Genomic DNA, 26,897 nt, shown 5'->3' with positions numbered 1-26,897 from the left:
CGTGATCCGTGACGACGCCCTGGACGCCCTTCCCGTACGCGAGGCCCTGCCCCGGCTGACCGGCGCCCTCGACGCGCACGGCACGGCCGTGCTGGTGGCGCCGCCCGGGACCGGTAAGACGACGCTGGTGCCGTTGGCGCTCGCGGGGCTGCTCGGGACGGGGCCCGCGCGACGGGTGGTGGTCGCCGAACCGCGGCGGATCGCGGCGCGTGCGGCGGCGCGGCGCATGGCGTGGCTACTGGACGAGCGGGTCGGCGAGTCGGTCGGTTTCACGGTCCGCGGGGAGCGGGCGGTCGGGCGGCACACGCGCGTGGAGGTCGTCACGACCGGTGTGCTGCTCCAGCGCCTGCAGCGCGACCAGGAGCTGACCGGGGTGGACGTGGTGGTGCTCGACGAGTGCCACGAGCGGCATCTGGACGCGGACACGGCGGCGGCGTTCCTGTGGGACGTGCGCGAGACGCTCCGTCCCGGCCTGCGGCTGGTGGCCGCGTCGGCGACCACGGACGCGGAGGGCTGGGCGCGGCTGCTGGGCGGCGCGCCGGTGGTCGAGGCGCGCGGTACGGCGCACCCGGTGGAGGTGGTGTGGGCGCCTCCCGCGCGCGCGGTCCGGCCGCCGCACGGCATGCGGGTCGACCCGGTGCTGCTCACGCACGTGGCGTCGGTGATCCGGCGGGCGCTGGACGAGCGGGACGGGGACGTGCTCGCGTTCCTGCCCGGCGTGGCCGAGATCGCCCGGGTGGCCGGGCGGCTCGGCGGCCTCGGCGGCGTCGAGGTTCTCCAGGTGCACGGCCACGCCCCGGCCGCCGTGCAGGACGCGGTGCTGTCCCCCGGGCAGCGGCGGCGGGTGGTCCTGGCGACGTCGGTGGCGGAGTCGTCGCTGACGGTCCCCGGGGTGCGGGTGGTCGTGGACTCGGGGCTCGCGCGGGAGCCCCGTGTCGATCACGCGCGGGGGCTGAGCGCGCTGACGACGGTACGGGCCTCGCGGGCCGCCGGCCGGCAGCGGGCGGGCCGCGCCGGGCGTGAGGCGCCGGGGGCGGTGTACCGCTGCTGGGCGGAGGCGGAGGACGCGCGGCTGCCGCGGTTCCCCTCCCCCGAGATCAAGGTGGCCGACCTGACGGCGTTCGCGCTCCAGGCGGCCTGCTGGGGCGATCCGGACGCCTCCGGGCTGGCGCTGCTGGATCCTCCGCCGGGCGGGGCGATGGCCGCGGCCCGCTCCGTGCTCGCGGCGATCGGGGCGGTGGACGCCGACGGGCGTGCCACCGGACGGGGGACGCGGCTGTCGCGGCTGGGGCTGCATCCCCGGCTGGGGCGGGCGCTGCTGGACGCGGCGCCGGTGGTCGGACCGGACCTCGCCGCCGAGGTGGTCGCCCTGATCGGCGAGGAGCCCCCGCGCGATTACGGGGACGACCTCGTCGGCGCGCTGCGCACCGCGCGGCGCGGGGGCGACGCGTACGCCGCGCGGTGGCGCACGGAGACCCGCCGCCTGCGACGGGCGGCCTCCGAGTCCGCCGGCCGGCGGACGGCGGCGGGCTCCGCCCGCCCCGCGGAGGACGGCGTCCGGGACACCGCGGCTTCGGGGGCGCCGTCCGCGCCGGACCGGAAGGACACCGTCCGGGCCCCGGTCCCGGCACCGGACGTCGCGCACGGCACGCCGGGATCATCGCCGTGCCCGGATGCCGATCGGGCGCGGGACACACCCGCACCCTGGTCCCCGCCCGTGCCTGCGACCGGCCTCCTCGCGGGGGAGGACGGGCGGGTCGGGCTGGTGGCGGCGCTCGCCTTCCCCGAGCGGGTGGCACGGGTGGACGGCGGGGCCCATCTGATGGTGGCCGGGACGCGGGCCGACGTGGGGGCGGCATCCGGGCTGCGGGGGGCGGAGTGGGTGGCCGTCGCCGTGGCCGACCGGCCCGTGGGTCGCGGGCACGCGCGCGTGACGCTGGGAGCGGTGGTCGACGAGGCCATCGCGCGTCACGCGGCGGGAGCCCTGCTGGAGACCCACGAGGAGGTGCACTGGGCCGACGGGGACGTCGTCGCCCGCCGGGTCGAGCGGCTCGGGGCGGTGGAACTGGCGGTCCGGCCGCTCACCGGCGCCGGCCCCTCGCTCGTACGGGCCGCGCTGCTGGACGGGCTGCGGCGGGAGGGGTTCGGGCTGCTGCGGTGGCCGGCCGGGGCGGTCGTGCTGCGGCAGCGGCTGGCCTTTCTGCACGGCCGGCTCGGTGAGCCGTGGCCCGACGTGTCCGACGCCGGGCTGCACGCGCGCGTGGAGGAGTGGCTGGAGCCGGAGCTGAGCCGGGCCCGGCGGCGGGCGGACCTCGCGCGGATCGACGCGGGGCAGGCGCTCGGGCGTCTGCTGCCCTGGGCCTCCGGGGAGGCCGCGCGGCTCGACGAGCTCGCGCCGGAGCGGATCACCGTGCCCAGCGGGTCCGGGGTCCGGATCGACTATGCCGACCCGGAGCGGCCGGTGCTGGCGGTCAAGCTCCAGGAGATGTTCGGGCTCCAGGAGTCGCCGCGGGTGGCCGGGGTGCCGCTGCTGGTGCACCTGCTGTCCCCGGCCGGGCGGCCGGCCGCCGTGACCGCCGACCTCGCCTCCTTCTGGCGGGACGGCTACCGGGGTGTACGGGCCGAACTGCGCGGGCGCTACCCGAGGCATCCGTGGCCGGAGGACCCGGCCACGGCCGAGCCGACCCGGCACACCAACGCCCGGCTCGGGCGGTGAGCCGTTCCGGTTCCTGCCGGGCCCCCGCGCGCGCACGGCCGCACGCAGGACGACGGCGCCCCTCCCCGCCGGGGAGGGGCGCCGTCGTCCGGTCGCGGTGCCGCGTCAGGCGGTGGGGCTCGTCGACGGGCTCGGGGCCGGCGTTGCGGCCGCCGCCACGGTCAGTTCGACGGTGAGGGTCGCTCCGCCCGCGGTGGTGATGCGGAGCAGGAACGTGCCGGCGGTGTCGTCCGCGTACAGCTTCGGCAGCTTCAGCAGGCCGTCCGCGTCCGTCTCGAGGCCGTTCAGCGTGCGGATCGCGTTGCCTGCGGCGTCCTTGAAGTAGGGGCCCTTGTCGTTCTCGGTCGCGTCGTCGGCCGACGTGATGAGCGTGGCGGTGGCGGCGACCCTGTCGGCGGCGGCACCGCCGTACGTGGCCTTCACCTCGACCGCTTCGGCGAATTCGCCACCCGCGGTGCAGGTGAGCGCCGCGTCGCCGGTGCGGACCAGGGTATCGGCGGCGCGTTCGGTGACCGTCGCCTCGTAGGCGACGCCCGGGATGTCCCGGCCCACGACGACGGCGCGGACGGCGAACCCGCCGGTCTTCTCGCCGGCCTGGAGCGCGGGAGCCACGGCGACGCCCGACGCGTTGGTGACGACGGTGGCCACGCTCTCACCGCCCGCGAAGGTGGTGTCGGTGTCGCCGAAGATCGTGAAGCGGATGCGCACCTTGGCCACCGCCTTGCCGGCGTCCGTCTCCGCGCGGGTGCTGATCCGCTGCGCGAACGGGTCGCCGGCCTGCGCGGTGAGCTTCGCGGTGCCGGCGTCCTCCAGGTGGTCCACCGTGTCGGTGGGCGTCGGCTCGGTGGTGGACGGTGGAGTGGTGGGCGGCGGGGTGGTGGGCGTCGGCGTGGTGGGCGGCGGCGTGGTCGGGCTGCCGCTGCCGGGATCGCTCGGCTTCGGGCTCTGCCCGGCGCCGCCCGGCTTGTCGGCAGGCCTGGAGCCGGGCTTCGGCGCCGGAGGCGTGGCCGACGTCGACGGGGAGGGCCGCACCGGGCGGTGGTCGCTGCGGTCCACCGGCAGCGTGCCCGTGCCGTCCGGGATCTCGTGGGTGCCCTTGCGGTAGTACTCCAGCCACGACAGGACGGTGTTCAGGTACTCCGTCGAGCGGTTGTAGCTGAGGATCGCCTTGTCGAGGTCGTCCGGGTCGGACAGGTCCCAGCCGAAGCGGCACAGGTAGTGGCCGGCGGCGAGGGCGGCGTCGTAGATGTTGTTGGGGTCCTCACGGCCGTCGTCGTTGCCGTCGCGGCCCGCCCACTCCCAGGTGGAGGGGATGAACTGCATGGGGCCGACGGCCTGGTCGTAGGCGCTGTTGCCGTCGTGGGCACCGTTGTCGGTGTCCTTGATGAGGGCGAAGCCGTTGCCGTCGAGCTGGGGGCCGAGGATCGGGGAGAGCGTGGTGCCGTCGGCCGAGACGCGTCCGCCGCGGGCCTGTCCCGACTCCACCTTGCCGATGGCGGCGAGGAGTTGCCAGGGCAGGTTGCAGCCGGGCTTCCTCTCCCGCAGCGCGGCCTCGGCCTTCTTGTAGGCGTCGAGGACGGTCGCGGGTATGCCGGCCTCCGTGACACCCGGGGCGACCGGGCCGGTGCCCGCGCTCGGGGACGGGTTGGGACTGTTGAGGGGGGGCAGGTCCGTGTAGTACGGCGAGTTGCCGGTCGCGCCGGCGCCGTCGGCGGCCTCCTCGGGTGAGGGCGTGGCATCGGCGGTGGTCTGTCTGCCCTGGCCGTCGACCGTCACGCCCGGAGCCTGGGACGCGGACAGGGCCGCCACCGCTGCCGCGGCCACGGCGGTGGTTGCCGCTCCCTTGCGCAGCCTCCTGCCGAAATGCGCCGCCATAGAGTGAACCCCTCCCATGGGCGTTGTGCCGCCCGTCACCGTGTGTTGTGTCCGCCCTGTTGTGACGTTCCGCCCGCCCCGCCGGTTGCCCTTCGCGGTCACCCCGGCGTGACGACTTTCGAGACCCTACGACAACTTCCTTTTCCCGGACACCCGTTCGTGCCCGATATTCACCTATTGGCCACGTTGAAGGTGCGGCAAGGGCGTGAGATGGAGGTCGCGCATACTGGGGCCTTCCGAACAGCGGGCCCTGGTGGGGGTCCGGTCAACGGTTTTCGCGAGGAGTCGAGTTGCCCTTCACCCTCAGCCACGCCGCAGCCGTCCTGCCGGCCGTGCGGACCGACGGGAGCGGCCGGGGCGCCCTGGTTCCCGCGGTGCTGGTCGCGGGCAGCTTCGCTCCCGACATGACCTATTACGCGGCGAGTGTCCTGCCGGGGGCGATGGAGTTCGGCGACGTGACGCACGCCTTCCGGGGCGTGTTCACGGTCGACGTGCTCATCGCCTGGGCGCTGGTGGGGCTGTGGCTGCTGGTGCGCGAACCGCTGGTGGCGCTGTTGCCGCGGGCCCGGCAGGGGCGGACGGCGACGCTCCTGCGGTGCGGGGCGCCCCGGGCACGCGTACGGGCCTCGCTGGTGGCGCGCTGGTACGTCTCGGCCGTGCTGGGGGCGGCGACGCACGTGGTGTGGGACGCGTTCACGCATCCCGGCCGGTGGGGGATGCGGGTGTTTCCCGTGCTGGGCGAGGAGATCGCGGGCTCACCGCTGTACTGGTACCTGCAGTACGGCGGTTCGGCGGTGGCCGCGGTCGCGCTCGCGCTGTTCGTGGCGCGGGCGCTGCGCCGTACGGCACCTGGGGCGGCCGGACCGGCCGGGGTGCCCGTGCTCTCCGCCCACGACCGGTGGGGGGCGGTCGCGCTGCTCGGCGGGTGCGCGGCGGTGGGGGCGGTGCAGCGGGCCTCCCGGTGGTGGGCCCACTGGGGGCCGGTCGCGAAGCCCTGGGAACTGATCCCGACGGTGTGTTTCGGTGCGGGCGCGGGTCTGGTCGTCGCGCTGCCGCTGTACGCGGTGGCCGTCAGGGCGTGGCGTCCGGCTCCGGCCACGGAGGGCCCTGCGGACGCCGGTGCACGGCGGCCGAGTCGTACGGCCGCACGCTGAGGGTCTCGCTCGCCGCGACGAACACGGTGACGGTGCGCACGGGGCGGGGCCGGGGCAGCCAGGTGACCACGAGGGTGAGGTAGGCGCGGGCCAGTTCGGCCCACAGCCGCCAGGGTGGCTGGTCGGCGGGGAGCACGGCGCCGGCGGCGCGGCCGGTGCGCCGTCCGCCGGCGATGCGGCGGCCGAGGACCGCGGTGGCGTTCCGCAACGTGGTCGCGAGGGTGGCGGGGGCGCGGGCGGTACTTGCGGCGGCCGCGTGGACCGGAACCGGCGGGAACGCCTCGGGGGTGGGTCCGTCGGCGCCGGCCCGCGGGGGTGCCGCTCCGCGGTGAAGCATGCGTATACCCATGCGTCGCATCCTGTCGGCCAAGCCGCCCACCGGCGCCTCCGCGAGGGCCACGCGAGTGAAGGCACCTCCGGGCACGGAACACCGGACACCGCCGCCGCACCGCACCCCGCGTGGGCGCTCCCGCCGCGACGGAGCGCCGTTCGCGCCGCGGACGGCAGCCCGTCGTCCGCGGCGCGAACGGCGCACCACCGTCCCACCTCAGCCACGCCGCACCCCACCGGCCGGCCCGGCCACGCCCGGCGAACCCGGTGGCCCCGGTCGGCGGCGTCCGGGCAACGCCCCCGTGGACGCTCACCGCCACGGCGGACGCCTCGCGCCTGCGTCCGGCGGACGCGCGCTTCCGCGCCGGACGGTGCTCCGGCAGCAGCCCGCCGCCCCGGCTCCGTCCGGCGGACACGGTGCGGTCCCGTGCGCCTGAGCCTTCAGCCACCCGACGGGCAGCACCGACCCGGGAGCCCGCCGCCCGCGTCGAACGGCGTACCGCCTCAATCACGCCCCCCGGGGGGGCGAACGCGGTGGATCCGGGGGCGAACGCGGTGGATCCGGTGGGCTGCGACCGGGCGCCCCGGCCGCGCCACGCCACCCGCGGACGCTCACCGCCCCGGCGCGGCACCGCACCGGGACCGGGCCGAGCCCTCCCTCGCCCGGGCGGCCGGGCCGGGTGCCTGGGCGGGGGACGGGGTCCCGGTCATGTCGCGTGGCCGGGCGGCGGACCGGCGTCCGCCGCACCGCGCGGGCTAGTGGGCTGCGGATTCCCAGTCCGGGCCCGCACCCACCGAGACGCCCAGGGGGACGCGGAGCCGGACCGCGGACGCCATTTCGCGGCGGACCAGGTCCTCCACCGCGGAGCGCTCACCGGGAGCCAGTTCCAGGACGATCTCGTCGTGCACCTGGAGGAGCATGCGGGAGCGCAGGTCCGCCTCGCGCAGCGCGCGGTCCACGTTCAGCATGGCGATCTTGACGATGTCCGCCGCCGTGCCCTGGATCGGCGCGTTGAGCGCCATCCGCTCCGCCGCCTCGCGGCGCTGGCGGTTGTCGCTGTTGAGGTCGGGCAGGTAACGCCGGCGGCCGAAGAGCGTCGCCGTGTACCCGGTCGCCCTCGCCTCGTCGACGACCCGGCGCAGATAGTCCCGCACGCCGCCGAACCGCTCGAAGTACGCGTCCATCAGGGCGCGCGCCTCGGCCGCCTCGATGTTCAGCTGCTGTGAGAGGCCGAAGGCCGACAGCCCGTACGCCAGGCCGTACGACATCGCCTTGATCTTGCGGCGCATCTCCGCGTCGACCGCGGACTGCTCGACCGAGAACACCTGTGCGGCCGCCGTGGTGTGCAGGTCCTCGCCCGAGGTGAACGCCTCGATGAGGCCGGCGTCCTCGGAGAGGTGGGCCATCACGCGCAGTTCGATCTGGCTGTAGTCCGCGGTGAGAAGGGACTCGAAGCCCTCGCCGACCACGAAACCGCGGCGGATCGCGCGGCCCTCGTCCGTGCGGACGGGGATGTTCTGCAGGTTCGGGTCGGTGGACGACAGCCGCCCGGTGGCGGCGACCGTCTGGTTGAACGTGGTGTGGATGCGGCCGTCCGCGGCGATCGTCTTGATCAGGCCCTCGACGGTGACGCGCAGCTTGGCCTGCTCACGGTGCCGGAGCATGATCACCGGCAGTTCGTTGTCGGTCTGGCCGGCGAGCCAGGCCAGGGCGTCGGCGTCGGTGGTGTAGCCGGTCTTCGTCTTCTTGGTCTTCGGCAGGGCCAGCTCGCCGAAGAGGACCTCCTGCAGCTGCTTGGGCGAGCCCAGGTTGAACTCGTGTCCCGCCGCCGCGTGCGCCTCCTTCACCGCCTGCTGCACGGCGCCCGCGAACATCTGCTCCATGGCCTCCAGATGCGCCCGGTCGGCCGCGATGCCGTGCCGCTCCATGCGGGCGAGCAGCGCGGACGTGGGCAGCTCCATGTCCCGGAGCAGGTCCGCCGCGCCCACGTCCTCCAGGCGGCCCCCGAAGGCCTCGCCCAGGTCGAGGATGGTGCGGGCCTGCAGCATCAGCGCCTCGGCCTCCGCGCCGTCGTCCGCGCCGAAGGCCAGCTGGCCGTCGGGCGCGGCGGCGGGCGCCAGCTCACGGTGCAGGTACTCCAGGGACAGCGCGTCCAGGTCGAAGGAGCGGCGGCCCGGCTTCACCAGGTACGCCGCGAGCGCGGTGTCCATGGTGACGCCCTCGATGCTCCAGCCGTGCTCGGCGAAGACGCGCATCGCTCCCTTGGCGTCGTGGAACACCTTGGGCCGCTCCCGGTCGGCGAGCCAGGCGGCGAACGCCCGCTCGTCCGCCTCGTCCAGCTCGGCGGGGTCGAACCAGGCGGCCGGACCGCCCGCCGCGGCCAGCGCGACCTCGGCGACCGAGCCGGTGCCCAGGGCCCAGGTGTCGACGGTGGCGACCCCGAGGGGGCCCGCGCCGTGGCCCGTGAGCCAGCCGGCCAGCTCGCCCGCGCCCAGCACGGTGCCCTCCAGCTCCACGCCGGCGGTGACGACCGGGGTGGTCTCGGCCTCCTCCGCGCCCGGGTCGACGGCGAACAGGCGCTCGCGCAGCGAAGGGTTCCTGATCTCCAGGGTGTCCAGGATCATCGCCACGGCCTTGCGGTCGTAGGCGGTCCGCTCCAGGTGGGAGACGCCCTTGGGCAGCTCGACCCCGCGCTCCAGCTCGGTGAGCCGGCGGTTCAGCTTGACCGCTTCGAGGTGGTCGCGCAGGTTCTGCCCGGCCTTGCCCTTGACCTCGTCGACGCGCTCGACCAGCTCGGCGAAGGAACCGAACTGGTTGATCCACTTCGCGGCCGTCTTCTCGCCGACGCCCGGGATGCCGGGCAGGTTGTCGGACGGGTCGCCGCGCAGCGCCGCGAAGTCCGGGTACTGCGCGGGCGTCAGCCCGTACTTCTCGACGACCTTCTCCGGGGTGAAGCGGGTCAGCTCGGAGACGCCCTTCGTGGGGTACAGCACCGTGGTGTGCTCGGAGACCAGCTGGAAGGAGTCCCGGTCGCCGGTGACGATCAGCACCTCGAAGCCCTCGGCCTCGGCCCGGGTGGCGAGGGTGGCGATGACGTCGTCCGCCTCGTACCCCTCGACGGCGAAGCGCTCGGCGCGCATCGCGTCGAGCAGCTCGCCGATCAGCTCGACCTGCCCCTTGAACTCGTCGGGCGTCTTGGAGCGGTTCGCCTTGTACTCGGTGAACTCCTCGGAGCGCCAGGTCTTGCGGGACACGTCGAAGGCGACGGCGAAGTGCGTGGGCGCCTCGTCACGCAACGTGTTGGCGAGCATCGACGCGAAGCCGTAGATCGCGTTCGTCGGCTGTCCGGTCGCGGTGGTGAAGTTCTCCGCGGGCAGCGCGAAGAACGCGCGGTACGCGAGCGAGTGCCCGTCCATGAGCATCAGTCGCGGGCGGGCCCCGCCGGGGGTCTGGTCGGTCTTCTTCGATGCTGTGTCTGCCACGTACCCGATCCTGCCACGAGCCACCGACAGTCGGTCCCGCCCGCGGACCGGGGGCCCCGTGGTCGGGTCTCGGACGGGCGAGCGGAACGTGGCAGGATCGGAGACGTACCTCACACGTGTGCGTGAACAGGAGTGCGCGATGGCAACGAAGCCGCCCAAGGGCGATCCCGTTCAGGACGCACCGCAGGTCACCGAGCCGAAGCGGGTGGCCGCCGGACTCCCCGCGGTCGGTCACACCCTGCGGATGGCCCAGCAGCAGATGGGGGTGAGGCGCACGGCGCTGACGTTGCTCGGCGTCAACCAGAAGGACGGCTTCGACTGCCCGGGCTGCGCCTGGCCGGAGCCGGAGCACCGGCACAGGGCGGAGTTCTGCGAGAACGGCGCGAAGGCCGTGGCCGAGGAGGCCACCCTGCGCCGGGTCACCCCGGAGTTCTTCGCCGCGCACTCCGTCGCCGACCTGGCCGGCCGCAGCGGTTACTGGCTGGGGCAGCAGGGCCGGCTGACCCACCCCATGTACCTCCCCGAGGGCGGCGGCCACTACGAGCCGGTCACCTGGGAACGCGCCTTCGACATCGTCGCCGAGGAGCTCGCCGCCCTCGGCTCCCCCGACGAGGCCGTCTTCTACACGTCGGGGCGCACCAGCAACGAGGCCGCGTTCCTCTACCAGCTCTTCGCCCGCCGGCTGGGCACCAACAACCTGCCGGACTGCTCGAACATGTGCCACGAGTCGTCCGGCTCGGCCCTGTCCGAGACGATCGGCGTCGGCAAGGGCAGCGTCCTGCTGGAGGACCTGTACCGGGCCGACCTGATCATCGTGGCCGGGCAGAACCCCGGCACCAACCATCCGCGCATGCTGTCCGCCCTGGAGAAGGCCAAGGCGAACGGCGCGCGGATCATCAGCGTCAACCCGCTGCCCGAGGCGGGACTGGAGCGCTTCAAGAACCCGCAGACCCCCAAGGGGCTCACCACCGGTGCCGCCCTGACCGACCTGTTCCTGCAGATCCGCATCGGCGGCGACCAGGCCCTCTTCCGCCTCCTCAACCGGCTGGTCATCGAGACGCCGGGTGCGGTCGACGAGGAGTTCGTGCGCGAACACACCCACGGGTTCGAGGAGTTCGCGTCGGCCGCGCGCGCCGCCGACTGGGACGCGACACTCACCGCGACCGGTCTCACGCGCGGGGACATCGAGCAGTGCCTGCGGATGGTCCTCGCGTCGGAGCGCGTCATCGTCTGCTGGGCGATGGGCCTCACCCAGCACAAGCACTCCGTGCCGATGATCCGCGAGATCGTCAACTTCCTCCTGCTGCGCGGCAACATCGGACGCCCGGGCGCGGGCGTGTGCCCGGTGCGCGGCCACTCCAACGTGCAGGGCGACCGCACCATGGGCATCTTCGAGCGCCCCACACCTGCGTTCCTGGACGCCCTGGAGAAGGAGTTCGGCTTCGCGCCGCCGCGGGAGCACGGCTACGACGTCGTGCGGGCCATCCGCGCGCTGCGCGACGGGAAGGCGAAGGTCTTCTTCGCCATGGGCGGCAACTTCGTCTCCGCGTCCCCCGACACGGAGGTCACCGAGGCGGCGATGCGCCGGGCCCGGCTGACGGTCCACGTGTCGACCAAGCTGAACCGCTCGCACACCGTGACGGGCGCGCGTGCGCTGATCCTGCCGACGCTCGGCCGCACGGAACGCGATGTGCAGGGCGGTGTCGGGCAGTTCGTGACGGTCGAGGACTCCATGGGGATGGTGCACGCCTCGCGCGGCCGCCTCGAACCGGCGAGCCCGCACCTGCTGTCCGAGCCGGCCATCGTGTGCAGGCTGGCCCGCCGGGTCCTCGGCGAGAGGGACACGGTGCCCTGGGAGGAGTTCGAGAGGGACTACGCCACGATCCGCGACCGCATCGCGCGGGTGGTCCCCGGTTTCGAGGACTTCAACGCGCGCGTGGCACGTCCCGGGGGCTTCGCACTCCCCCACGCCCCGCGCGACGAGCGCCGTTTCCCCACCGCGACCGGCAGGGCCAACTTCACCGCGGCGCCGGTGGAGTACCCCGAACTGCCCCCGGGGCGGCTGCTGCTGCAGACGCTGCGCTCGCACGACCAGTACAACACCACGATCTACGGCCTCGACGACCGTTACCGGGGCATCAGGAACGGCCGCCGGGTGGTGCTGGTCAACCCCGAGGACGCACGGGAGCTGCGCCTGGTGGACGGCGGCCACGTCGATCTCGTGAGCGAGTGGAGGGACGGCGTGGAGCGCAGGGCGCCCGGCTTCCGCGTCGTGCACTACCCGACGGCACGGGGCTGCGCGGCGGCGTACTACCCGGAGACGAACGTCCTGGTGCCGCTGGACGCCACCGCGGACACCAGTAACACCCCGGCCAGCAAGTCGGTCGTGGTGCGTCTGGAACAATCGGCGACCGACTGAGCGTTCGCTCAGCGAACAGCCGTACCGACGCACGACGAGACGAATGGAGCCGGACCCATGGGAGAACAGCAGCAGGTCACGTTCCCGCAGGAGGTCATCGACGAGTACGCCGCGCTCGGTGTGGACCTGCCGGCGCTGTTCTCCGCGGGCCACCTGGGCACCCGCATGGGCGTGCAGATCCTGGAGGCCTCGGCGGACCGGGTCGTCGGCACGATGCCGGTGGAGGGCAACACACAGCCGTACGGGCTGCTGCACGGCGGAGCCTCGGCCGTGCTGGCCGAGACGCTGGGGTCGGTGGGATCGATGCTGCACGGCGGCAGCTCCAGGATCGCCGTGGGCGTCGACCTGAACTGCACGCACCACCGCGGAGTCCGCTCGGGTCTGGTCACCGGCGTCGCCACGCCGGTGCACCGGGGACGGTCCACGGCGACGTACGAGATCGTCATCACCGACGAGGCGGACAAGCGGGTGTGCACCGCGCGGCTGACCTGTCTGCTGCGGGACCTGAACGCCGGCGGCGGGGAGCAGCCCGCGGGCTGACGTCCGGTGGGGTGCGGGGGCTGCCCGCACCCCACCGCCATTGCCTCCGGCCGGCCGGCGCCCTAGCGTTCGGGGCATGCGACGGGGAGGCACCTCTCGGGCGTGGGCGGCGGCATGGGCCGCGCCCCTCACGGCCGCGCTGCTGGCGGCCCTGACGGTGACCGGCTGCGACACGACGGGTTCCGGCCGCGCGGGCCGGGATCCCTCGGCGGATGCGGACGGCGGGCGGACCGCCTCGCCGTCACCGCGGGTGACGTCCGACGAGGACCTGTGCGCCGAGCTCGTCGGCCACTGGTCGCGCCAGGTGCTGGACGGCGACACCTATGGCGACTACCAGTCCATGGGGCTGTCCGGCGGGCAGTACGACATCCTGCGCGAGGTGGTCGATTCCGCGCGGGCCGCCAGGCGTCAAGGCACCCCGGACGTCGGCCGGCTGATCGACCGTGAGGCGCGCGAGGGGTGCGCGGAGTGGTACCGCGCCGGCGGGCCGGGCGAGGGGCCCTGGCAGTGAGCGGGGTCGGACCGGTCGAACCGGGCGAGGGCACCTACGTCCAGGACGCCCCGCCTGCACCGTTGGCTCAACAGGGTTTTCCGGCTGGACGCTTCGAGCGCCACCGCAGGGTCGTGCTCGGCACGATGCTCACCTCGGCCGTACTCGCGGGCAGCGGTTACCTGTACGTCACCCGGCCCAGACCGGAACCGCCACCGGCTCCGCCGTACCCGAGCCAGGTGACGGGCATCGAGTACCTGCGGCCGGGGCCCACGAGTTCCAACACCGCCTCACGCGGCTTCACTTTCGAGGTGGCGGTGAGTACGGAATCCGGACCTCCGGTTACCGTCACCCGGATTTCACAGCCGTACGCGGGGCTGTCCGTGACCTCCAGTCCGCGCACCCCGTTCCGGACAAAAGCCGGATCCCCCCGCAAGATCATGATCACCCTGCGGGTGACGGAATGCGGAAACGCGCCACGGAACGCCGGACTCCCTTTCTTGGATGTAACGCTGCGTAATACGCGAGCAATGCAAGTGCACAGCTTCATCCTCGGACCTCAGTACGCACAGGACCTTTCCCGAGCCCTGCAAGTAGCCTGCAGCAACAAGTCCGGGTAATCACCAAAACGCTTGACACACCTGAACCGCCCTCGTCGAGTCCTGCGGTTTCTCATCATGCGGACAGGGCAAAACGGCGAGAATTCTGCCCTTCCCCCCACTCAGTACCGCTCTGCAATACGTCGTGTCATAACAAGAGCGTCACAGCCTTGGCCAGAGTCTCCTCCCCATTCCCACCCACGCTTAGAGTCACGGCCAGTCACCGCGCCGCCCGATTGTCTCGTCGGCCCAGCGCTCGACTCGGCCGTTTCCACCGGGAGGCGGCCGTCAGGGGAAAGGACTGGATCGTGCGTCAACGTTCACTCATCGCCATCACCGCCGCGCTGGCGGCGGGAGCGCTCACCCTCACCGCCTGCGGCTCACGCGACGAGGACGGCGGCGGCAGCTCGGACTCCGGCAACGGTGGCACCACCGTGGTCATCGGCGTCGACGCGCCGCTGACCGGCGACCTCTCCGCGCTGGGCCTCGGCATCAAGAACTCCGTGGACCTCGCGGCCAAGACCGCCAACAAGGAGAAGTTCGTCGAGGGCGTCACCTTCAAGATCGAAGCCCTCGACGACCAGGGCCAGGCCTCCGTCGGCCAGCAGAACGCCACCAAGCTCGTCGCCAACAAGGACGTACTCGGTGTCGTCGGCCCGCTGAACTCCTCCGTCGGCGAGTCGATGCAGAAGGTCTTCGACACGGCCAAGCTGGTCGAGGTCTCCCCGGCCAACACCAACCCCGCGCTGACCCAGGGCGTGAACTGGCAGAAGGAGAAGGTCCGGCCGTACAAGTCGTACTTCCGCACCGCGACCACGGACGCCATCCAGGGCCCGTTCGCCGCGCAGTACGTCTACAACGACGCCAAGAAGAAGAAGGTCTTCGTCATCGACGACAAGAAGACCTACGGCGCCGGCCTCGCCGCCACCTTCACCGAGGAGTTCAAGAAGCTCGGCGGCAAGATCGTCGGCACCGAGCACATCAACCCCGAGAGCAAGGACTTCAGCGCGGTCGCCACCAAGGTCAAGAACTCCGGCGCCGACGTCGTCTACTACGGCGGCGAGTACCCGCAGGCCGGCCCGCTGAGCAAGCAGATCAAGGACGCCGGCGCCAAGATCCCGCTGGTCGGCGGTGACGGCATCTACAGCGCCGACTTCATCAAGCTGGCGGGTGCCGCGGGCACCGGCGACCTCGCCACCTCCGTCGGCGCGCCCGTCGAGGAACTCCCCTCCGCCAAGGAGTTCGTCGCCAACTACAAGGACGCCGGCTACAAGGAGGCCTTCGAGGCGTACGGCGGTTACTCCTACGACTCCGCCTGGGCGATCATCGAGGCCGTCAAGAAGGTCGTCGACGACAACGGCGGCAAGCTCCCCGACGACGCGCGCGCCAAGGTCGTCGACGCCATGCAGAACGTCTCCTTCGACGGGGTGACCGGCAAGGTCTCCTTCGACGAGTTCGGTGACGCCACCAACAAGCAGCTCACCGTGTACTCCGTCAAGGACGGCAACTGGGCCACGGTGAAGTCCGGCACCTTCACCGGCTGACCGCCGCCCGCACCACTCCCACGAGCCGCGCGGGGCGCTGTTCCACTGGCGCCCCGCGCGGACTCACATCCGGCCCCATCCGTCGAACATTCCGAAAGTCTCGGAGGACATGCGGTGAACGAACTGCCGCAGCAGCTGGTCAACGGCCTGCTACTGGGATCCATGTACGGCCTGGTCGCCATCGGCTACACAATGGTCTACGGCATTGTCCAGCTCATCAACTTCGCCCACGGCGAGATCTTCATGGTCGGCGCCTTCGGCGCCCTCACGGTACATCTGTACCTCTTGCCCGACGGCACCTCCATCTGGGTGGCGCTGCCCTTGATGCTGCTCGGGGCCGTGATCGTCTCGGTCCTGGTCGCCATCGGGGCGGAACGGTTCGCCTACCGCCCCCTGCGCGGCGCGCCCCGCCTGGCCCCGCTCATCACGGCCATCGGGCTCTCGCTCGCGCTCCAGCAGGCCGTCTGGGCCTTCTACCCCGAGGCGAAGTCCAAGCTGCCCTTCCCCCAGATCGAGGGCGGCCCCTTCACGATCGGCGGCGCCACGCTGCAGACCGGCGACATCTTCCTGCTCATCGCCGCTCCCATCAGCATGGCCTTCCTCGCCTACTTCGTGATGCGCACCCGCACCGGGCGCGGCATGCAGGCCACCGCGCAGGACCCGGACACCGCCAAGCTCATGGGTGTCAACACCGACCGCATCATCGTGATCGCCTTCGCCCTCGGCGCGGTCTTCGCCGCCGTCGGAGGCGTCGCCAGCGGCCTCAAGTACGGCCAGATCGACTTCAAGATGGGCTTCATCCTCGGCCTCAAGGCCTTCACCGCGGCAGTCCTCGGCGGCATCGGCAACATCTACGGCGCCATGATCGGCGGTGTGGTGCTCGGCGTCGTCGAGACCCTGGCCACCGCCTACATCGCCGACATCCCCGGCCTGGACAAGTTCGGCAGCCAGTCCTGGGCCGAGGTCTGGGCCTTCATCCTCCTCATCCTCGTGCTGCTGTTCAGGCCGCAGGGCCTGCTCGGCGAACGCGTTGCGGACAGGGCGTGACACCGATGACCACACAGACCACCGCTTCCAGCACCGCGGTCACCCCCGCCGCGACCCCGCCCACCGGCCTCATCGGCATCCCCGCGCCCGTCGGCCGCGCCGTCGCCACCGGCGGCAGCGCCCTCGCCGTCGTCTCCACGTTCCTCGCGTGGACCTGGACCTCCGCGTTCCCCGGAGACCTGACCGTCTACGGCTACCCCGGCGGACTCCAGGTCCTCGTCCTCGTGGGCGGCGCGCTCGCCACCCTGTTCGGACTCGCCTCCTACGGCGTCAAGGGACTGGGCTGGCTCGCCCCGGCCGGCGCCGACGCGGCCCTCAAGTACGCCACGCTCGGCACCTTCGTCACCGCCTGGTACACCGTCCTCGCGATCAGCTTCGACTTGGGCGGCCTGGTCAACCTGGAGCCCGGCGGCTACCTCGTCGCCGCCGCCACGCTGCTCGCCCTCCTCGGCGCCCTGGCCCTTCCCTTCGAGCGGCCCGAACCCGACCCGTTCGACCCGGACGACACCGGCTGGGCACGGTTCACGCACGAGGCCGGCCACCGCTGGGCCACCCTCCGTGCGGCCTTCGCCTCCGGCAGCCCGCGTCCCGTGCGTGCCCTGCCGTCCCACGTCGAGATCCTGATCATCGTCGCCATCCTGGCGCTCGCCCTGGTCGTCTTCACCTACGGCATCGGCACCGGGTACGACGAGCTCTTCGTCGGGTTCCTGATCACCGCCGGTTTCGGCTTCAGCGCCCTGAACCGTTCCGGTCTGATCGCCCACGCCTCGCAGATCACCGCACGGCACCAGAACATCACCGTCTGCGGCGCCTTCGTCGCGGCGGCCTGTTTCCCCTTCACCCAGACCGACGACCAGTACGCCACACTCGGCGTCTACATCCTCATCTTCGCCACGGTCGCCCTCGGCCTGAACATCGTCGTCGGACTCGCCGGCCTGCTGGACCTCGGTTACGTCGCCTTCCTCGGCGTCGGTGCCTACGCGGCCGCCCTCGTCTCGGGCTCGCCCAGCTCGCCCTTCGGCGTCCACTTCCCGTTCTGGGCCGCCGTGCTCGTCGGGGCCCTGGCCTCCCTGGTCTTCGGCGTACTCATCGGTGCTCCGACCCTGCGGCTGCGCGGCGACTACCTCGCCATCGTCACCCTCGGCTTCGGTGAGATCTTCCGCATCGCGGTCAACAACACCGACGGCACCTCGGGCCCGGACATCACCAACGGCTCCAACGGCATCGCGTCCATCCCGGACCTGAAGATCCTCGGCTTCGACCTCGGCGTCCAGCACGACATCGCCGGCTTCACCATCGGCCGGTTCGCGAACTACTTCTTCCTGATGCTGCTCATCACGGCCGTCGTCGTCCTCGTCTTCCGGCGCAGCGGCGACTCCCGCATCGGCCGCGCCTGGGTCGCGATCCGCGAGGACGAGACCGCGGCGCTCGCCATGGGCATCAACGGCTTCCGCGTCAAGCTCATCGCGTTCGCCGTCGGCGCCACCCTCGCCGGCCTCGCGGGAACCGTCCAGGCCCACGTCACCTACACCGTGACCCCCGAGCAGTACCTGTTCGCCGGCACCACCCCGCCCAACTCCGCCTTCCTGCTCGCGGCGGTCGTCCTCGGCGGCATGGGCACCATCGCCGGACCCCTCATCGGAGCCGCGCTGCTCTTCCTGATCCCCAACAAACTCCAGTTCCTCGGCGACTTCCAGCTCCTCGCCTTCGGTCTCGCCCTCGTCCTGCTGATGCGCTTCCGGCCCGAGGGCCTCATCCCCAACCGGCGCCGCCAGCTGGAGTTCCACGAAGAGGCCGACGCGCCCGCAGTCCTGAGCAAGACAGGGGCCTGACCACCATGACCACCGACACCACCACCAAGGACACCGCCGCGGGCGCACCCGCCCCCGGCGACACCGTCCTCGACGCACGCGGCGTCACCATGCGTTTCGGCGGCCTCACCGCCGTCCGGGATGTCGACCTCACCGTCCGCAGCGGCGAGATCGTCGGCCTGATCGGCCCCAACGGCGCCGGCAAGACGACCTTCTTCAACTGCCTGACCGGCCTCTACATCCCGACCGAGGGCGAGGTCCGCTACAAGGACAAGGTCCTGCCGCCCAAGTCCTTCAAGGTCACCGCCGCGGGGATCGCCCGGACCTTCCAGAACATCCGGCTGTTCGCCAACATGACAGTCCTGGAGAACGTGCTCGTCGGCCGCCACACCCGCACCAAGGAGGGCTTCTGGTCGGCCGTCCTGCGCGGGCCCGGCTTCCACAAGGCCGAGGCGGCCTCACGGGAACGCGCCACGGAGCTGCTGGAGTTCGTCGGTCTCGCCGACAAGGCCGACCACCTGGCCCGCAACCTCCCCTACGGCGAGCAGCGCAAGCTCGAGATCGCCCGGGCACTCGCCAGTGAACCCGGTCTGCTGCTCCTCGACGAGCCCACCGCCGGCATGAACCCGCAGGAGACCCGGGCGGCCGAGGAGCTCATCTTCGCCATCCGCGACCAGGGCACCGCCGTCCTCGTGATCGAGCACGACATGCGGTTCATCTTCAACCTCTGCGACCGCGTCGCCGTCCTCGTCCAGGGCCAGAAACTCATCGAGGGCGACCCGGCCACCGTCCAGGGCGACGAACGCGTCATCGCCGCCTACATCGGCGAACCCATGGAGAACGACCCCGGCGCCGCCGAAGCCGCCGAAGTCGAGGCCGCCGAAGCCGCGGCAGAGGCCGAGGCCGCCACGGACGCCGCGCCCGGCAAGGAGAACGACCGATGACCGCACTCCTCGAAGTCGAAGACCTCAAGGTCGCCTACGGCAAGATCCAGGCCGTCAAGGGGATCTCGTTCAGCGTCGACGCCGGCGAAGTCGTCACCCTCATCGGCACCAACGGCGCCGGCAAGACCACCACCCTGCGTACGCTCTCCGGACTCCTCAAGCCCGTCGGCGGGCAGATCAAGTTCAACGGCAAGTCACTCAAGAAGATCCCCGCCCACAAGATCGTCTCCCTCGGACTCGCCCACTCCCCCGAGGGGCGGCACATCTTCCCGCGCATGACCATCGCGGACAACCTCCGCCTCGGCGCCTTCCTCCGCAACGACAAGGCGGGCATCGAGAAGGACATCCAGCGCGCCTACGACCTCTTCCCCATCCTCGGGGAACGCCGCAAGCAGGCCGCCGGAACCCTCTCCGGCGGAGAGCAGCAGATGCTCGCCATGGGCAGGGCCCTCATGTCCCGGCCTCAGCTCCTCATGCTCGACGAACCCTCCATGGGCCTCTCGCCGATCATGATGCAGAAGATCATGGCGACCATCGCGGAGTTGAAGTCCCAGGGCACCACCATCCTGCTCGTCGAGCAGAACGCCCAGGCCGCCCTCTCCCTGGCCGACCACGGCCACGTCATGGAGGTCGGCACCATCGTCCTCTCCGGCAGCGGGCAGGACCTCCTGCACGACGAGTCGGTCCGCAAGGCCTACCTCGGCGAGGACTGAGGTACACGACGAGGCCCGCGCCCCCGCCGTGAGGGGGGACGCGGGCCTCTCGCCTGCCGGCCGGAGCCTAGTCCTTCGACGCCTTCTTCTCCTCGGCGTCGTCGATGACCGCCTGCGCCACCTGCTGCATCGACATCCGCCGGTCCATCGAGGTCTTCTGGATCCACCGGAACGCCGCCGGCTCCGTCAGTCCGTACTGGGTCTGCAGCACCGACTTCGCCCGGTCCACCAGCTTGCGCGTCTCCAGCCGCAGACTCAGGTCCGCGACCTCACGCTCCAGCTCCTTGAGCTCCGTGAACCGCGACACCGCCATCTCGATCGCCGGCACGACGTCGCTCTTGCTGAACGGCTTCACCAGATACGCCATCGCGCCCGCGTCCCGCGCCCGCTCCACCAGGTCCCGCTGCGAGAACGCGGTCAGCATCAGCACCGGGGCGATGCTCTCCTCGGCGATCTTCTCCGCCGCGGAGATGCCGTCCAGCTTCGGCATCTTCACATCGAGGATCACCAGGTCGGGCCGGTGCTCCCGGGCCAGTTCGACGGCCTGCTCGCCGTCCCCCGCCTCACCGACGACGGAGTAGCCCTCCTCCTCCAGCATCTCTTTGAGGTCGAGCCGGATCAGGGCCTCGTCCTCGGCGATCACGACGCGCGTCGTCATCGGAGGCACGTGCGACTTGTCGTCATCGGGCACGTCTACAGGCTGGGGCGACTCGGGGGCGCTCACGTGGGCTCCTTGGTGCGGGGCAGACCGGTACTGCTGACAAGAGCGTACCCAGCTGCGGTAAGGTGGGGGCACGGCGGGTGACCGTCGACCTTCGTTTTGCAGGGCGCCCCGGTAGCCCAGCGGTAGAGGCAATGGTCTCAAACACCATCCAGCGTCGGTTCGAATCCGACCCGGGGTACTTTTCCTCTGTATCCAAGGTCACCATTTGAGAGCGGATGTCCCCCTTTTCGGTGAACATCCGCTTCTTTCGCGCGTCGCACGTGTTCGTGATCCGGCCCTCACCGGGGGCCGTCGTCCTCGCCGATGTGGTGGACCCGGACGAGGTTCGTCGAGCCGGGGACCCCCGGGGGCGAGCCGGCGGTGATCACCACCGTGTCGCCCTTCCGGCAGCGGGCGTACTCCAGGAGCAGCTCGTCGACCTGGTCGACCATCGCGTCCGTGGTCTCCACGTGGGGGCCGAGGAAGGTCTCCACGCCCCAGGTGAGGCTCAGTTGGGAGCGGGTGGCCGGGTCGGAGGTGAACGCCAGGACGGGGATCGGGGAGCGGTAGCGGGACAGCCGGCGGGCGGTGTCCCCCGACTGGGTGAAGGCGACCAGGAAGCGGGCGCCGAGGAAGTCGCCCATCTCGGCCGCCGCGCGGGCGACCGCGCCGCCCTGGGTGCGGGGCTTGTTGCGTTCCGTCAGGGGCGGGAGGCCCTTGGCGAGGATGTCCTCCTCGGCCGCTTCCACGATGCGCGCCATGGTGCGGACCGTGTCGACGGCGTGCCTGCCGACGCTGGTCTCTCCGGAGAGCATGACCGCGTCGGTGCCGTCGATGACGGCGTTGGCGACGTCGGACGCCTCGGCGCGGGTGGGGCGCGCGTTGTCGATCATCGAGTCGAGCATCTGGGTGGCGACGATCACCGGTTTGGCGTTGCGCCGGGCGAGCTTGATGGCACGCTTCTGGACGATGGGCACCTGTTCGAGGGGCATCTCGACGCCGAGGTCGCCGCGGGCCACCATGATGCCGTCGAAGGCGGCGACGATGTCGTCGATGCTGTCGACCGCCTGCGGCTTCTCGACCTTGGCGATGACGGGGAGGCGCCGGCCCTCCTCGTCCATGATGCGGTGCACGTCCTTGATGTCGCGTCCGCTGCGGACGAAGGAGAGGGCGATGACGTCGAACCCGGTGCGCAGGGCCCAGCGGAGGTCGTCCTCGTCCTTCTTGGAGAGCGCGGGGACGGAGACGGCGACACCGGGGAGGTTGAGGCCCTTGTGGTCGGAGACCACGCCGCCCTCGATGACGGTGGTCCGGACACGGGGGCCGTCCACGGCGGTGACCTCGAGGGTGACCCGGCCGTCGTCGACGAGGATGCGCTCGCCGGCGGTGACATCGGCGGCGAGGCCGGCGTAGGTGGTGCCGCAGGTGTGGCGGTCACCCTCGACGCCTTCCTCCACGGTGATGGTGAAGCCGTCGCCGCGTTCGAGGAGTACGGGGCCCTCGGCGAAGCGGCCGAGCCGGATCTTCGGGCCTTGAAGGTCGGCGAGGAGGCCGACGCTGCGGCCGGTCTCGTCGGCGGCCTTGCGCACCCGCTGGTAGCGCTCCTCGTGCTCGGCGTGACCGCCGTGGCTGAGGTTGAATCGGGCCACGTCCATTCCCGCGTCGACCAGCGCCTTGATCTGGTCGTACGAGTCGGTGGCGGGGCCCAGTGTGCAGACGATCTTCGCTCGGCGCATGGTTCGAGCCTAGGCCTTACCGGCCGGTAGCGATTTGCTTGCCGGTGACGACTCAACGGCGCGCGGCTCACGGCTTATTGACAAGCGCCGACATGTGCGCCCGGCCGCTCCCGTGAGCACCGGCGGGTCAGCCCCGGAGCCGGTGCCGTGGTGGGCGCTTCGGTGCGGGACGGGTCCCGGACACCGGATCGCAACCTGTGGGGGCTGTTCCGGTCGACGTGTTCAGGTCAGAATCATCGGGCGAATCTACGCGCGTTGTTCGTTGGTAAGAGGAGAGCCTGACATGGCGTTGCACCGCCGCACGTTTCTGAAGAGGTCCGCTGTGACGGGGGCGGGGGTGGCGCTGACGGGTGCAGCGGCGGCCCCCACGGCCGAGGCAGCCGGGGCGGGACAGGGGGACAAGCCGGTGAAGCGGTACGCGCTGACCGTGATGGGGACGACCGATCTGCACGGGCACGTCTTCAACTGGGACTACTTCAAGGACGCCGAGTACGCGGACGCGGCCGGCAACGCGCAGGGCCTGGCGCGGGTGTCGACCCTGGTGGACCAGGTCCGCAAGGAGAAGGGCCGGCGCAACACGCTGCTGCTGGACGCGGGCGACACCATCCAGGGCACGCCGCTGACGTACTACTACGCCAAGGTCGACCCGATCACCGCCGAGGGCGGTCCGGTGCATCCGATGGCGCAGGCGATGAACGCCATCGGGTACGACGCGGTGGCGCTCGGCAACCACGAGTTCAACTACGGCATCGAGACCCTGCGGAAGTTCGAGGAGCAGTGCGACTTCCCGCTGCTGGGTGCGAACGCGCTGGACGCGAAGACGCTGAGGCCCGCCTTCCCGCCGTACTTCATGAAGACGTTCCGGGTGAAGGGCGCTCCCCCGGTGAAGGTGGCGGTGCTGGGGCTGACCAACCCCGGCATCGCGATCTGGGACAAGGCGTACGTGCAGGGGAAGCTGACCTTCCCGGGTCTGGAGGAGCAGGCGGCGACGTGGGTGCCGAAGCTCCGGTCGATGGGCGCTGACGTGGTGGTGGTCTCGGCGCACTCGGGCTCGTCGGGGACGTCGTCGTACGGTGATCAGTTGCCGTACGTGGAGAACGCGGCGGCGAACGTGGCGCGGCAGGTGCCGGGGATCGACGCGATCCTGGTCGGGCACGCGCACGTGGAGATCCCGGAGCTGCGGGTCACCAACGAGCAGACCGGCAGGGACGTCGTGCTGTCGGAGCCGCTGTGCTACGCGGAGCGGCTGACCCTGTTCGACTTCGAGCTGGCCTTCGAGCGGGGCCGGTGGCGGGTGGAGTCGGTGAAGGCGTCGCTGCGGGACGCGGCGACGGTGGAGGACGACCCGGCGATCACCGAGCTGCTGTCGGACGAGCACGCGGTGGTCGTGGCGTACGTCAACCAGGTGGTCGGCACGGCGACGGAGACCCTGACCACGGTGGAGGCGCGCTACAAGGACGCGCCGATCATCGACCTCATCGCCAAGGTGCAGGAGGACGTGGTCAGGGCGGCCCTCGCGGGCACCGGGTACGCGTCGCTGCCGGTGCTGTCGCAGGCGTCGCCGTTCTCGCGGACCTCCCAGATCCCGGCGGGCGAGGTGACGATCCGGGACCTGTCGAGCCTGTACGTGTACGACAACACGCTGGTGGCGAAGCTGATGACGGGCGCGCAGGTCCGGGCCTACCTGGAGTACTCGGCGGAGTACTTCGCGCGGACCGCGGCGGATGCGCCGGTGGACGTGGCGAAGCTGACGAACGCGGGCGGCCGTCCGGACTACAACTACGACTACGTGTCGGGGCTCACGTACGACATCGACATCGCACAGCCGGCCGGTTCGCGCGTCAGGAACCTGGCCCACGGCGGCGCCCCTCTGGACGACGCGGCGCAGTTCGTGTTCGCGGTGAACAACTACCGGGCGAACGGCGGCGGCGCGTTCCCGCACGTGGCGTCGGCGAAGGAGCTGTGGGCGGAGTCGACGGAGATCCGGACCCGGATCGCGGAGTGGGTGACGGCGAAGGGCGTGCTGGACCCGAAGGACTTCGCGTCGGTGGACTGGAGGCTGACCCGGGACGGTACGCCGGTGTTCTGACCGTCCGCCGTCACCACGGGCGACTCGGGGCCGCGTCCGCCGATGGGGTGAGCCGTGTGGTGCGCCGGGCGGGCGTCCTCCCAGGAAGCCCGGGAGGACGCCCAGGAGGAGGTGCGTCCCGGTTGGTGCCGTGCGGGCGGGGCGCCGCCGAACGGGTCGGCGGCGCCCCGCGTGAGGAGCCGGGTCAGGCCTGCTGCACCCGCAGTGCGCGGGCCAGGTCGTCGAGCTGGTCGACGAGCCTGCGGCGCAGGGCGGGGGTCGGATCGGCCTTGCGAAGGCACTTCTCGCCGAGCTTGAGGTGCTCGCCGTCGACGGCGTGGGCGGGGAACGCCCAGCGGCCCACGGCCTCGGCGATGGCGGGGCCGCGGCGGGCGGCGAGGGCGACGGCGTCCTTGTAGTACCGGGCCACGTAGGGGCGTACGAGGTCGGCCTGTTCGGGCTGCCAGAAACCCTGGGCGGTGGCGGTGAACAGGTAGGTGGACAGGTCGTCGGAGCCGAACATGGCCTCCCAGGCGCGGGCCTTGGCCTCCTCGTCGGGCAGGGCGGCGCGGCAGCGGGCGGCGCCCTCCCGGCCGGTGGCGCTGGGGTCGCGGCGCAGTTCCCCGGTGATGGCCTCCTCGTCGACGGCGCCGAGTGCGGCGAGCCGGGCGAGGACGCGCCAGCGCAGTTCCGGGTCGAGCTCGGGGCCGCCGGGGACGGTGCCGTCGGCGAGCCAGGCGGCGATGGTGTCGGGGTGGGCGGCCGCATCGATGAACTGCCGTACCGCGATGAGGCGCAGGCCGGGGTTGTCGCCGTCCTCGGTGCGCCGGACGATGTCGCGGCACAGGGTGGTGAGGGTGGCGAGCGCGGCGGGCCGCCGGCCGGGGGTGACGTAGCGGTCGGCGACGTGGACGGAGGCGAAGGCGAGGACGCCCTGGGTGAGGGCGAGGTCGGTCTCCTCGGGCAGGTGGGCGGCGGCGGTCGCCAGGTAGTCCTGGGGGCCGAGCTCGCCGTCGCGGACCATGTCGCGCAACGCGTTCCACACGACGGCACGGGTCAGCGCGTCGGGGATGCCGGACAGACCGCGCAGGACGGTTTCCAGGGAGGTGTCGTCGAGGCGGATCTTGGCGTAGGTCAGATCCAGGTCGTTGGGGACGACCAGGGCGGGACGGGTTCCGGGCCGCGGCTCGGGGGCCGTCTCCCGGGGGACGTCGGTCTCGTAGCGCTCCCGCAGCAGGAGGGTGCGGCCGTCGCTGAGGTCACGGTCGTACACGCCGACGGTGACGCGGTGGGGGCGGCCGCCGTCGCGGTCGAGGGCGAGGGTCCACTGGCCCGGGCGGGAGTCGACGGACGCGGTGAGGGTGTCGACGCCGGTGGTGCGCAGCCAGGCGTCGGCCCAGGCGTGCACGTCGCGTTCGGTGGCGGCGGAGAGGGAGTCGATGAAGTCGGCGAGGGTCGCGTTGCCGAACCGGTGCCGGGCGAAGTGGGTGTTGATGCCGGCGAGGAAGTCCTTCTCGCCGAGCCAGGCGACGAGCTGACGCAGGGCGGAGGCGCCCTTGGCGTAGGAGATGCCGTCGAAGTTGAGCAGCGCGGAGGCGGTGTCCGGCACGTTCTGAGGGGCGACGGGGTGGGTGGAGGGGCGCTGGTCGGCGTCGTAGCCCCAGGCCTTGCGGACGACGCCGAAGTCGGTCCAGGTGTCGGTGAAGCGGGTGGCCTCGGTGAGGGTCTGGTAGCCCATGTACTCGGCGAAGGACTCGTTGAGCCAGATGTCGTCCCACCACGTGAGCGTCACGAGGTCGCCGAACCACATGTGGGCCATCTCGTGGGCGACGACCATCGCGCGCGTCTGGCGTTCGGTGTCGGTGACCGCGGAACGGTAGACGAACTCGTCGCGGAAGGTGACCAGTCCGGGGTTCTCCATGGCGCCCGCGTTGAACTCGGGGACGAAGGCCTGGTCGTAGGAGTCGAAGGGGTAGGGCTCCTCGAACTTCTCGTGGTAGCGGTCGAAGCAGGCGCGGGTGATGTCGAGGAGTTCCTCGGCGTCCGTGTCGAGGTACGGGGCGAGCGAGCGGCGGCAGTGGATGCCGAAGGGCAGTCCGCGGTGCTCGGTGCGCACGGAGTGCCAGGGGCCGGCGGCCACGGCGACGAGGTAGGTGGAGATCAGCGGGGTGGGCGCGGCCCGCCACACGCCGTCGCCGGTGTGTTCGGTGACGCCGTTGGCCAGGACGGTCCAGCCCTCGGGGGCGGTGACGGTCAGCTCGAAGACAGCCTTGAGGTCGGGCTGGTCGAACGCGGCGAAGACGCGCTGGACGTCCTCCATGAACAGCTGGGTGTAGACGTAGGTCTCGCCGTCGGTGGGGTCGGTGAAGCGGTGCATGCCCTCGCCGGTGCGGGTGTAGCGCATGGCGGCGTCGACGCGCAGTTCGTGTTCGCCGGCCGCGAGGTCCTTCAGGGCCAGCCGGTTGCCGTCCAGGGTGCCGGGGTCCAGGGGCTGTCCGTCGAGGGTGACGGAGCGCAGCTCGGCGGGCCTGATCTCGACGAAGGTGTCCGCGTCCGTGCGGGCGCCGAACCTGATCAGGGTGCGGGAGTCGAACGTCTCGTCCCCGGTGGTCAGGTCGAGCTCGACCGTGTACCGGTGGACGTCGAGGAGCTGTGCTCGGTTCTGCGCTTCGTCGCGCGTCAGTACGGACATGCAGGCCATGCTGCCTGATGCGGTTGCCGGGGC

Annotated in this window: 18 protein-coding genes and 1 tRNA gene; 13 read left to right on the top strand and 6 right to left on the bottom strand. The window is 72.0% G+C overall.

Annotated elements, in window-relative coordinates; all coding sequences use genetic code 11:
- Window position 1 precedes the first annotated feature (1 nt).
- On the top strand, window positions 2-2,716 hold the full coding sequence (locus tag BU52_RS23510; protein ID WP_037937707.1) for an ATP-dependent RNA helicase: 2,715 nt from the start codon (window positions 2-4) through the stop codon (window positions 2,714-2,716).
- 105 nt (window positions 2,717-2,821) lie between these two features.
- Here the strand turns inward: BU52_RS23510 and BU52_RS23505 are convergent, their stop codons facing one another.
- Window positions 2,822-4,591, bottom strand: coding sequence for a lytic transglycosylase domain-containing protein (locus BU52_RS23505; RefSeq protein WP_037937704.1), 1,770 nt, complete (start codon window positions 4,589-4,591; stop codon window positions 2,822-2,824).
- Between the two features lie 290 nt (window positions 4,592-4,881).
- Here BU52_RS23505 and BU52_RS23500 point away from each other — a divergent pair, with 290 nt between their 5' ends.
- Window positions 4,882-5,745 (top strand): DUF4184 family protein, encoded by an 864-nt coding sequence (locus BU52_RS23500; RefSeq protein ID WP_037937702.1) that lies wholly within the window; start codon window positions 4,882-4,884, stop codon window positions 5,743-5,745.
- On the opposite strand, the gene BU52_RS23495 is transcribed toward BU52_RS23500, so the two are convergent.
- Complete coding sequence (locus tag BU52_RS23495) at window positions 5,663-6,094, bottom strand: hypothetical protein (RefSeq protein ID WP_037937734.1); 432 nt, start codon at window positions 6,092-6,094, stop codon at window positions 5,663-5,665. The two genes, BU52_RS23500 and BU52_RS23495, sit on opposite strands and share 83 nt — an antisense overlap.
- Window positions 6,095-6,831: 737 nt before the next feature.
- The gene (gene polA, locus BU52_RS23490) at window positions 6,832-9,558 is read right to left on the bottom strand and encodes a DNA polymerase I (RefSeq protein ID WP_037937700.1); all 2,727 of its coding nucleotides are present in this window, start codon (window positions 9,556-9,558) and stop codon (window positions 6,832-6,834) included.
- 139 nt (window positions 9,559-9,697) lie between these two features.
- Here polA and BU52_RS23485 point away from each other — a divergent pair, with 139 nt between their 5' ends.
- From BU52_RS23485 to BU52_RS23445, 9 genes are all read left to right on the top strand, one after another.
- On the top strand, window positions 9,698-11,977 hold the full coding sequence (locus tag BU52_RS23485; RefSeq protein ID WP_037937698.1) for an FdhF/YdeP family oxidoreductase: 2,280 nt from the start codon (window positions 9,698-9,700) through the stop codon (window positions 11,975-11,977).
- A 57-nt stretch (window positions 11,978-12,034) separates the two neighbouring features.
- Window positions 12,035-12,517 (top strand): PaaI family thioesterase, encoded by a 483-nt coding sequence (locus BU52_RS23480; protein ID WP_037937695.1) that lies wholly within the window; start codon window positions 12,035-12,037, stop codon window positions 12,515-12,517.
- A gap of 76 nt (window positions 12,518-12,593) precedes the next feature.
- Entirely contained in the window at window positions 12,594-13,028 is a 435-nt protein-coding gene (locus tag BU52_RS23475; protein ID WP_051858543.1) for a hypothetical protein, read from the top strand.
- The gene (locus tag BU52_RS36470) at window positions 13,025-13,627 is read left to right on the top strand and encodes a Tat pathway signal sequence domain protein (protein WP_078903412.1); all 603 of its coding nucleotides are present in this window, start codon (window positions 13,025-13,027) and stop codon (window positions 13,625-13,627) included. The genes BU52_RS23475 and BU52_RS36470 overlap by 4 nt, the downstream gene beginning before the upstream one ends.
- A gap of 287 nt (window positions 13,628-13,914) precedes the next feature.
- Window positions 13,915-15,150, top strand: coding sequence for a branched-chain amino acid ABC transporter substrate-binding protein (locus BU52_RS23465; protein ID WP_037937691.1), 1,236 nt, complete (start codon window positions 13,915-13,917; stop codon window positions 15,148-15,150).
- 114 nt (window positions 15,151-15,264) lie between these two features.
- The gene (locus tag BU52_RS23460; protein WP_037937690.1) at window positions 15,265-16,197 is read left to right on the top strand and encodes a branched-chain amino acid ABC transporter permease; all 933 of its coding nucleotides are present in this window, start codon (window positions 15,265-15,267) and stop codon (window positions 16,195-16,197) included.
- Window positions 16,198-16,202: 5 nt separating this feature from the next.
- Window positions 16,203-18,029, top strand: coding sequence for a branched-chain amino acid ABC transporter permease (locus BU52_RS23455; protein ID WP_037937687.1), 1,827 nt, complete (start codon window positions 16,203-16,205; stop codon window positions 18,027-18,029).
- A gap of 5 nt (window positions 18,030-18,034) precedes the next feature.
- Window positions 18,035-18,952, top strand: coding sequence for an ABC transporter ATP-binding protein (locus BU52_RS23450; protein WP_037937685.1), 918 nt, complete (start codon window positions 18,035-18,037; stop codon window positions 18,950-18,952).
- Complete coding sequence (locus BU52_RS23445) at window positions 18,949-19,665, top strand: ABC transporter ATP-binding protein (RefSeq protein ID WP_037937681.1); 717 nt, start codon at window positions 18,949-18,951, stop codon at window positions 19,663-19,665. Before BU52_RS23450 ends, BU52_RS23445 begins: the two co-directional genes overlap by 4 nt.
- Window positions 19,666-19,732: 67 nt before the next feature.
- Here BU52_RS23445 and BU52_RS23440 read toward each other — a convergent pair whose 3' ends face one another.
- Window positions 19,733-20,389, bottom strand: a complete 657-nt coding sequence (locus tag BU52_RS23440; RefSeq protein ID WP_037937678.1) for an ANTAR domain-containing response regulator — start codon at window positions 20,387-20,389, stop codon at window positions 19,733-19,735.
- 105 nt (window positions 20,390-20,494) lie between these two features.
- Between BU52_RS23440 and BU52_RS23435 the strand changes: the two genes are divergently transcribed.
- A tRNA-Leu gene (locus BU52_RS23435) sits at window positions 20,495-20,567 on the top strand.
- Between the two features lie 100 nt (window positions 20,568-20,667).
- On the opposite strand, the gene pyk is transcribed toward BU52_RS23435, so the two are convergent.
- Window positions 20,668-22,104 carry a pyruvate kinase gene (pyk, locus tag BU52_RS23430; RefSeq protein ID WP_037937677.1) on the bottom strand — a complete coding sequence of 479 codons (1,437 nt, stop codon included), beginning with the start codon at window positions 22,102-22,104 and terminating at the stop codon, window positions 20,668-20,670.
- A gap of 283 nt (window positions 22,105-22,387) precedes the next feature.
- Here pyk and BU52_RS23425 point away from each other — a divergent pair, with 283 nt between their 5' ends.
- Window positions 22,388-24,193 carry a bifunctional metallophosphatase/5'-nucleotidase gene (locus BU52_RS23425; RefSeq protein WP_037937675.1) on the top strand — a complete coding sequence of 602 codons (1,806 nt, stop codon included), beginning with the start codon at window positions 22,388-22,390 and terminating at the stop codon, window positions 24,191-24,193.
- Window positions 24,194-24,377: 184 nt separating this feature from the next.
- Here BU52_RS23425 and pepN read toward each other — a convergent pair whose 3' ends face one another.
- On the bottom strand, window positions 24,378-26,873 hold the full coding sequence (gene pepN, locus BU52_RS23420; RefSeq protein WP_037937670.1) for an aminopeptidase N: 2,496 nt from the start codon (window positions 26,871-26,873) through the stop codon (window positions 24,378-24,380).
- Window positions 26,874-26,897 lie beyond the last annotated feature (24 nt).

Source organism: Streptomyces toyocaensis (assembly GCF_000725125.1).
Taxonomy (GTDB): domain Bacteria; phylum Actinomycetota; class Actinomycetes; order Streptomycetales; family Streptomycetaceae; genus Streptomyces; species Streptomyces toyocaensis.
Note: the sequence above shows the minus strand (reverse complement) of the source record. Positions and strands in the feature narration are given on the sequence as shown.

What these genes read in the sequence shown, in the direction of transcription:
- BU52_RS23475 (WP_051858543.1), top strand. Translation starts at nt 12,594, where the DNA reads ATGCGACGGGGAGGCACCTCTCGGGCGTGGGCGGCGGCATGGGCCGCG.
- pyk (WP_037937677.1), bottom strand. Translation starts at nt 22,104, where the DNA reads ATGCGCCGAGCGAAGATCGTCTGCACACTGGGCCCCGCCACCGACTCG.
- pepN (WP_037937670.1), bottom strand. Translation starts at nt 26,873, where the DNA reads ATGGCCTGCATGTCCGTACTGACGCGCGACGAAGCGCAGAACCGAGCA.
- BU52_RS23445 (WP_037937681.1), top strand. Translation starts at nt 18,949, where the DNA reads ATGACCGCACTCCTCGAAGTCGAAGACCTCAAGGTCGCCTACGGCAAG.
- BU52_RS23455 (WP_037937687.1), top strand. Translation starts at nt 16,203, where the DNA reads ATGACCACACAGACCACCGCTTCCAGCACCGCGGTCACCCCCGCCGCG.
- BU52_RS23480 (WP_037937695.1), top strand. Translation starts at nt 12,035, where the DNA reads ATGGGAGAACAGCAGCAGGTCACGTTCCCGCAGGAGGTCATCGACGAG.
- BU52_RS23485 (WP_037937698.1), top strand. Translation starts at nt 9,698, where the DNA reads ATGGCAACGAAGCCGCCCAAGGGCGATCCCGTTCAGGACGCACCGCAG.
- BU52_RS23450 (WP_037937685.1), top strand. Translation starts at nt 18,035, where the DNA reads ATGACCACCGACACCACCACCAAGGACACCGCCGCGGGCGCACCCGCC.
- BU52_RS23505 (WP_037937704.1), bottom strand. Translation starts at nt 4,591, where the DNA reads ATGGCGGCGCATTTCGGCAGGAGGCTGCGCAAGGGAGCGGCAACCACC.
- BU52_RS23495 (WP_037937734.1), bottom strand. Translation starts at nt 6,094, where the DNA reads ATGGGTATACGCATGCTTCACCGCGGAGCGGCACCCCCGCGGGCCGGC.
- BU52_RS23425 (WP_037937675.1), top strand. Translation starts at nt 22,388, where the DNA reads ATGGCGTTGCACCGCCGCACGTTTCTGAAGAGGTCCGCTGTGACGGGG.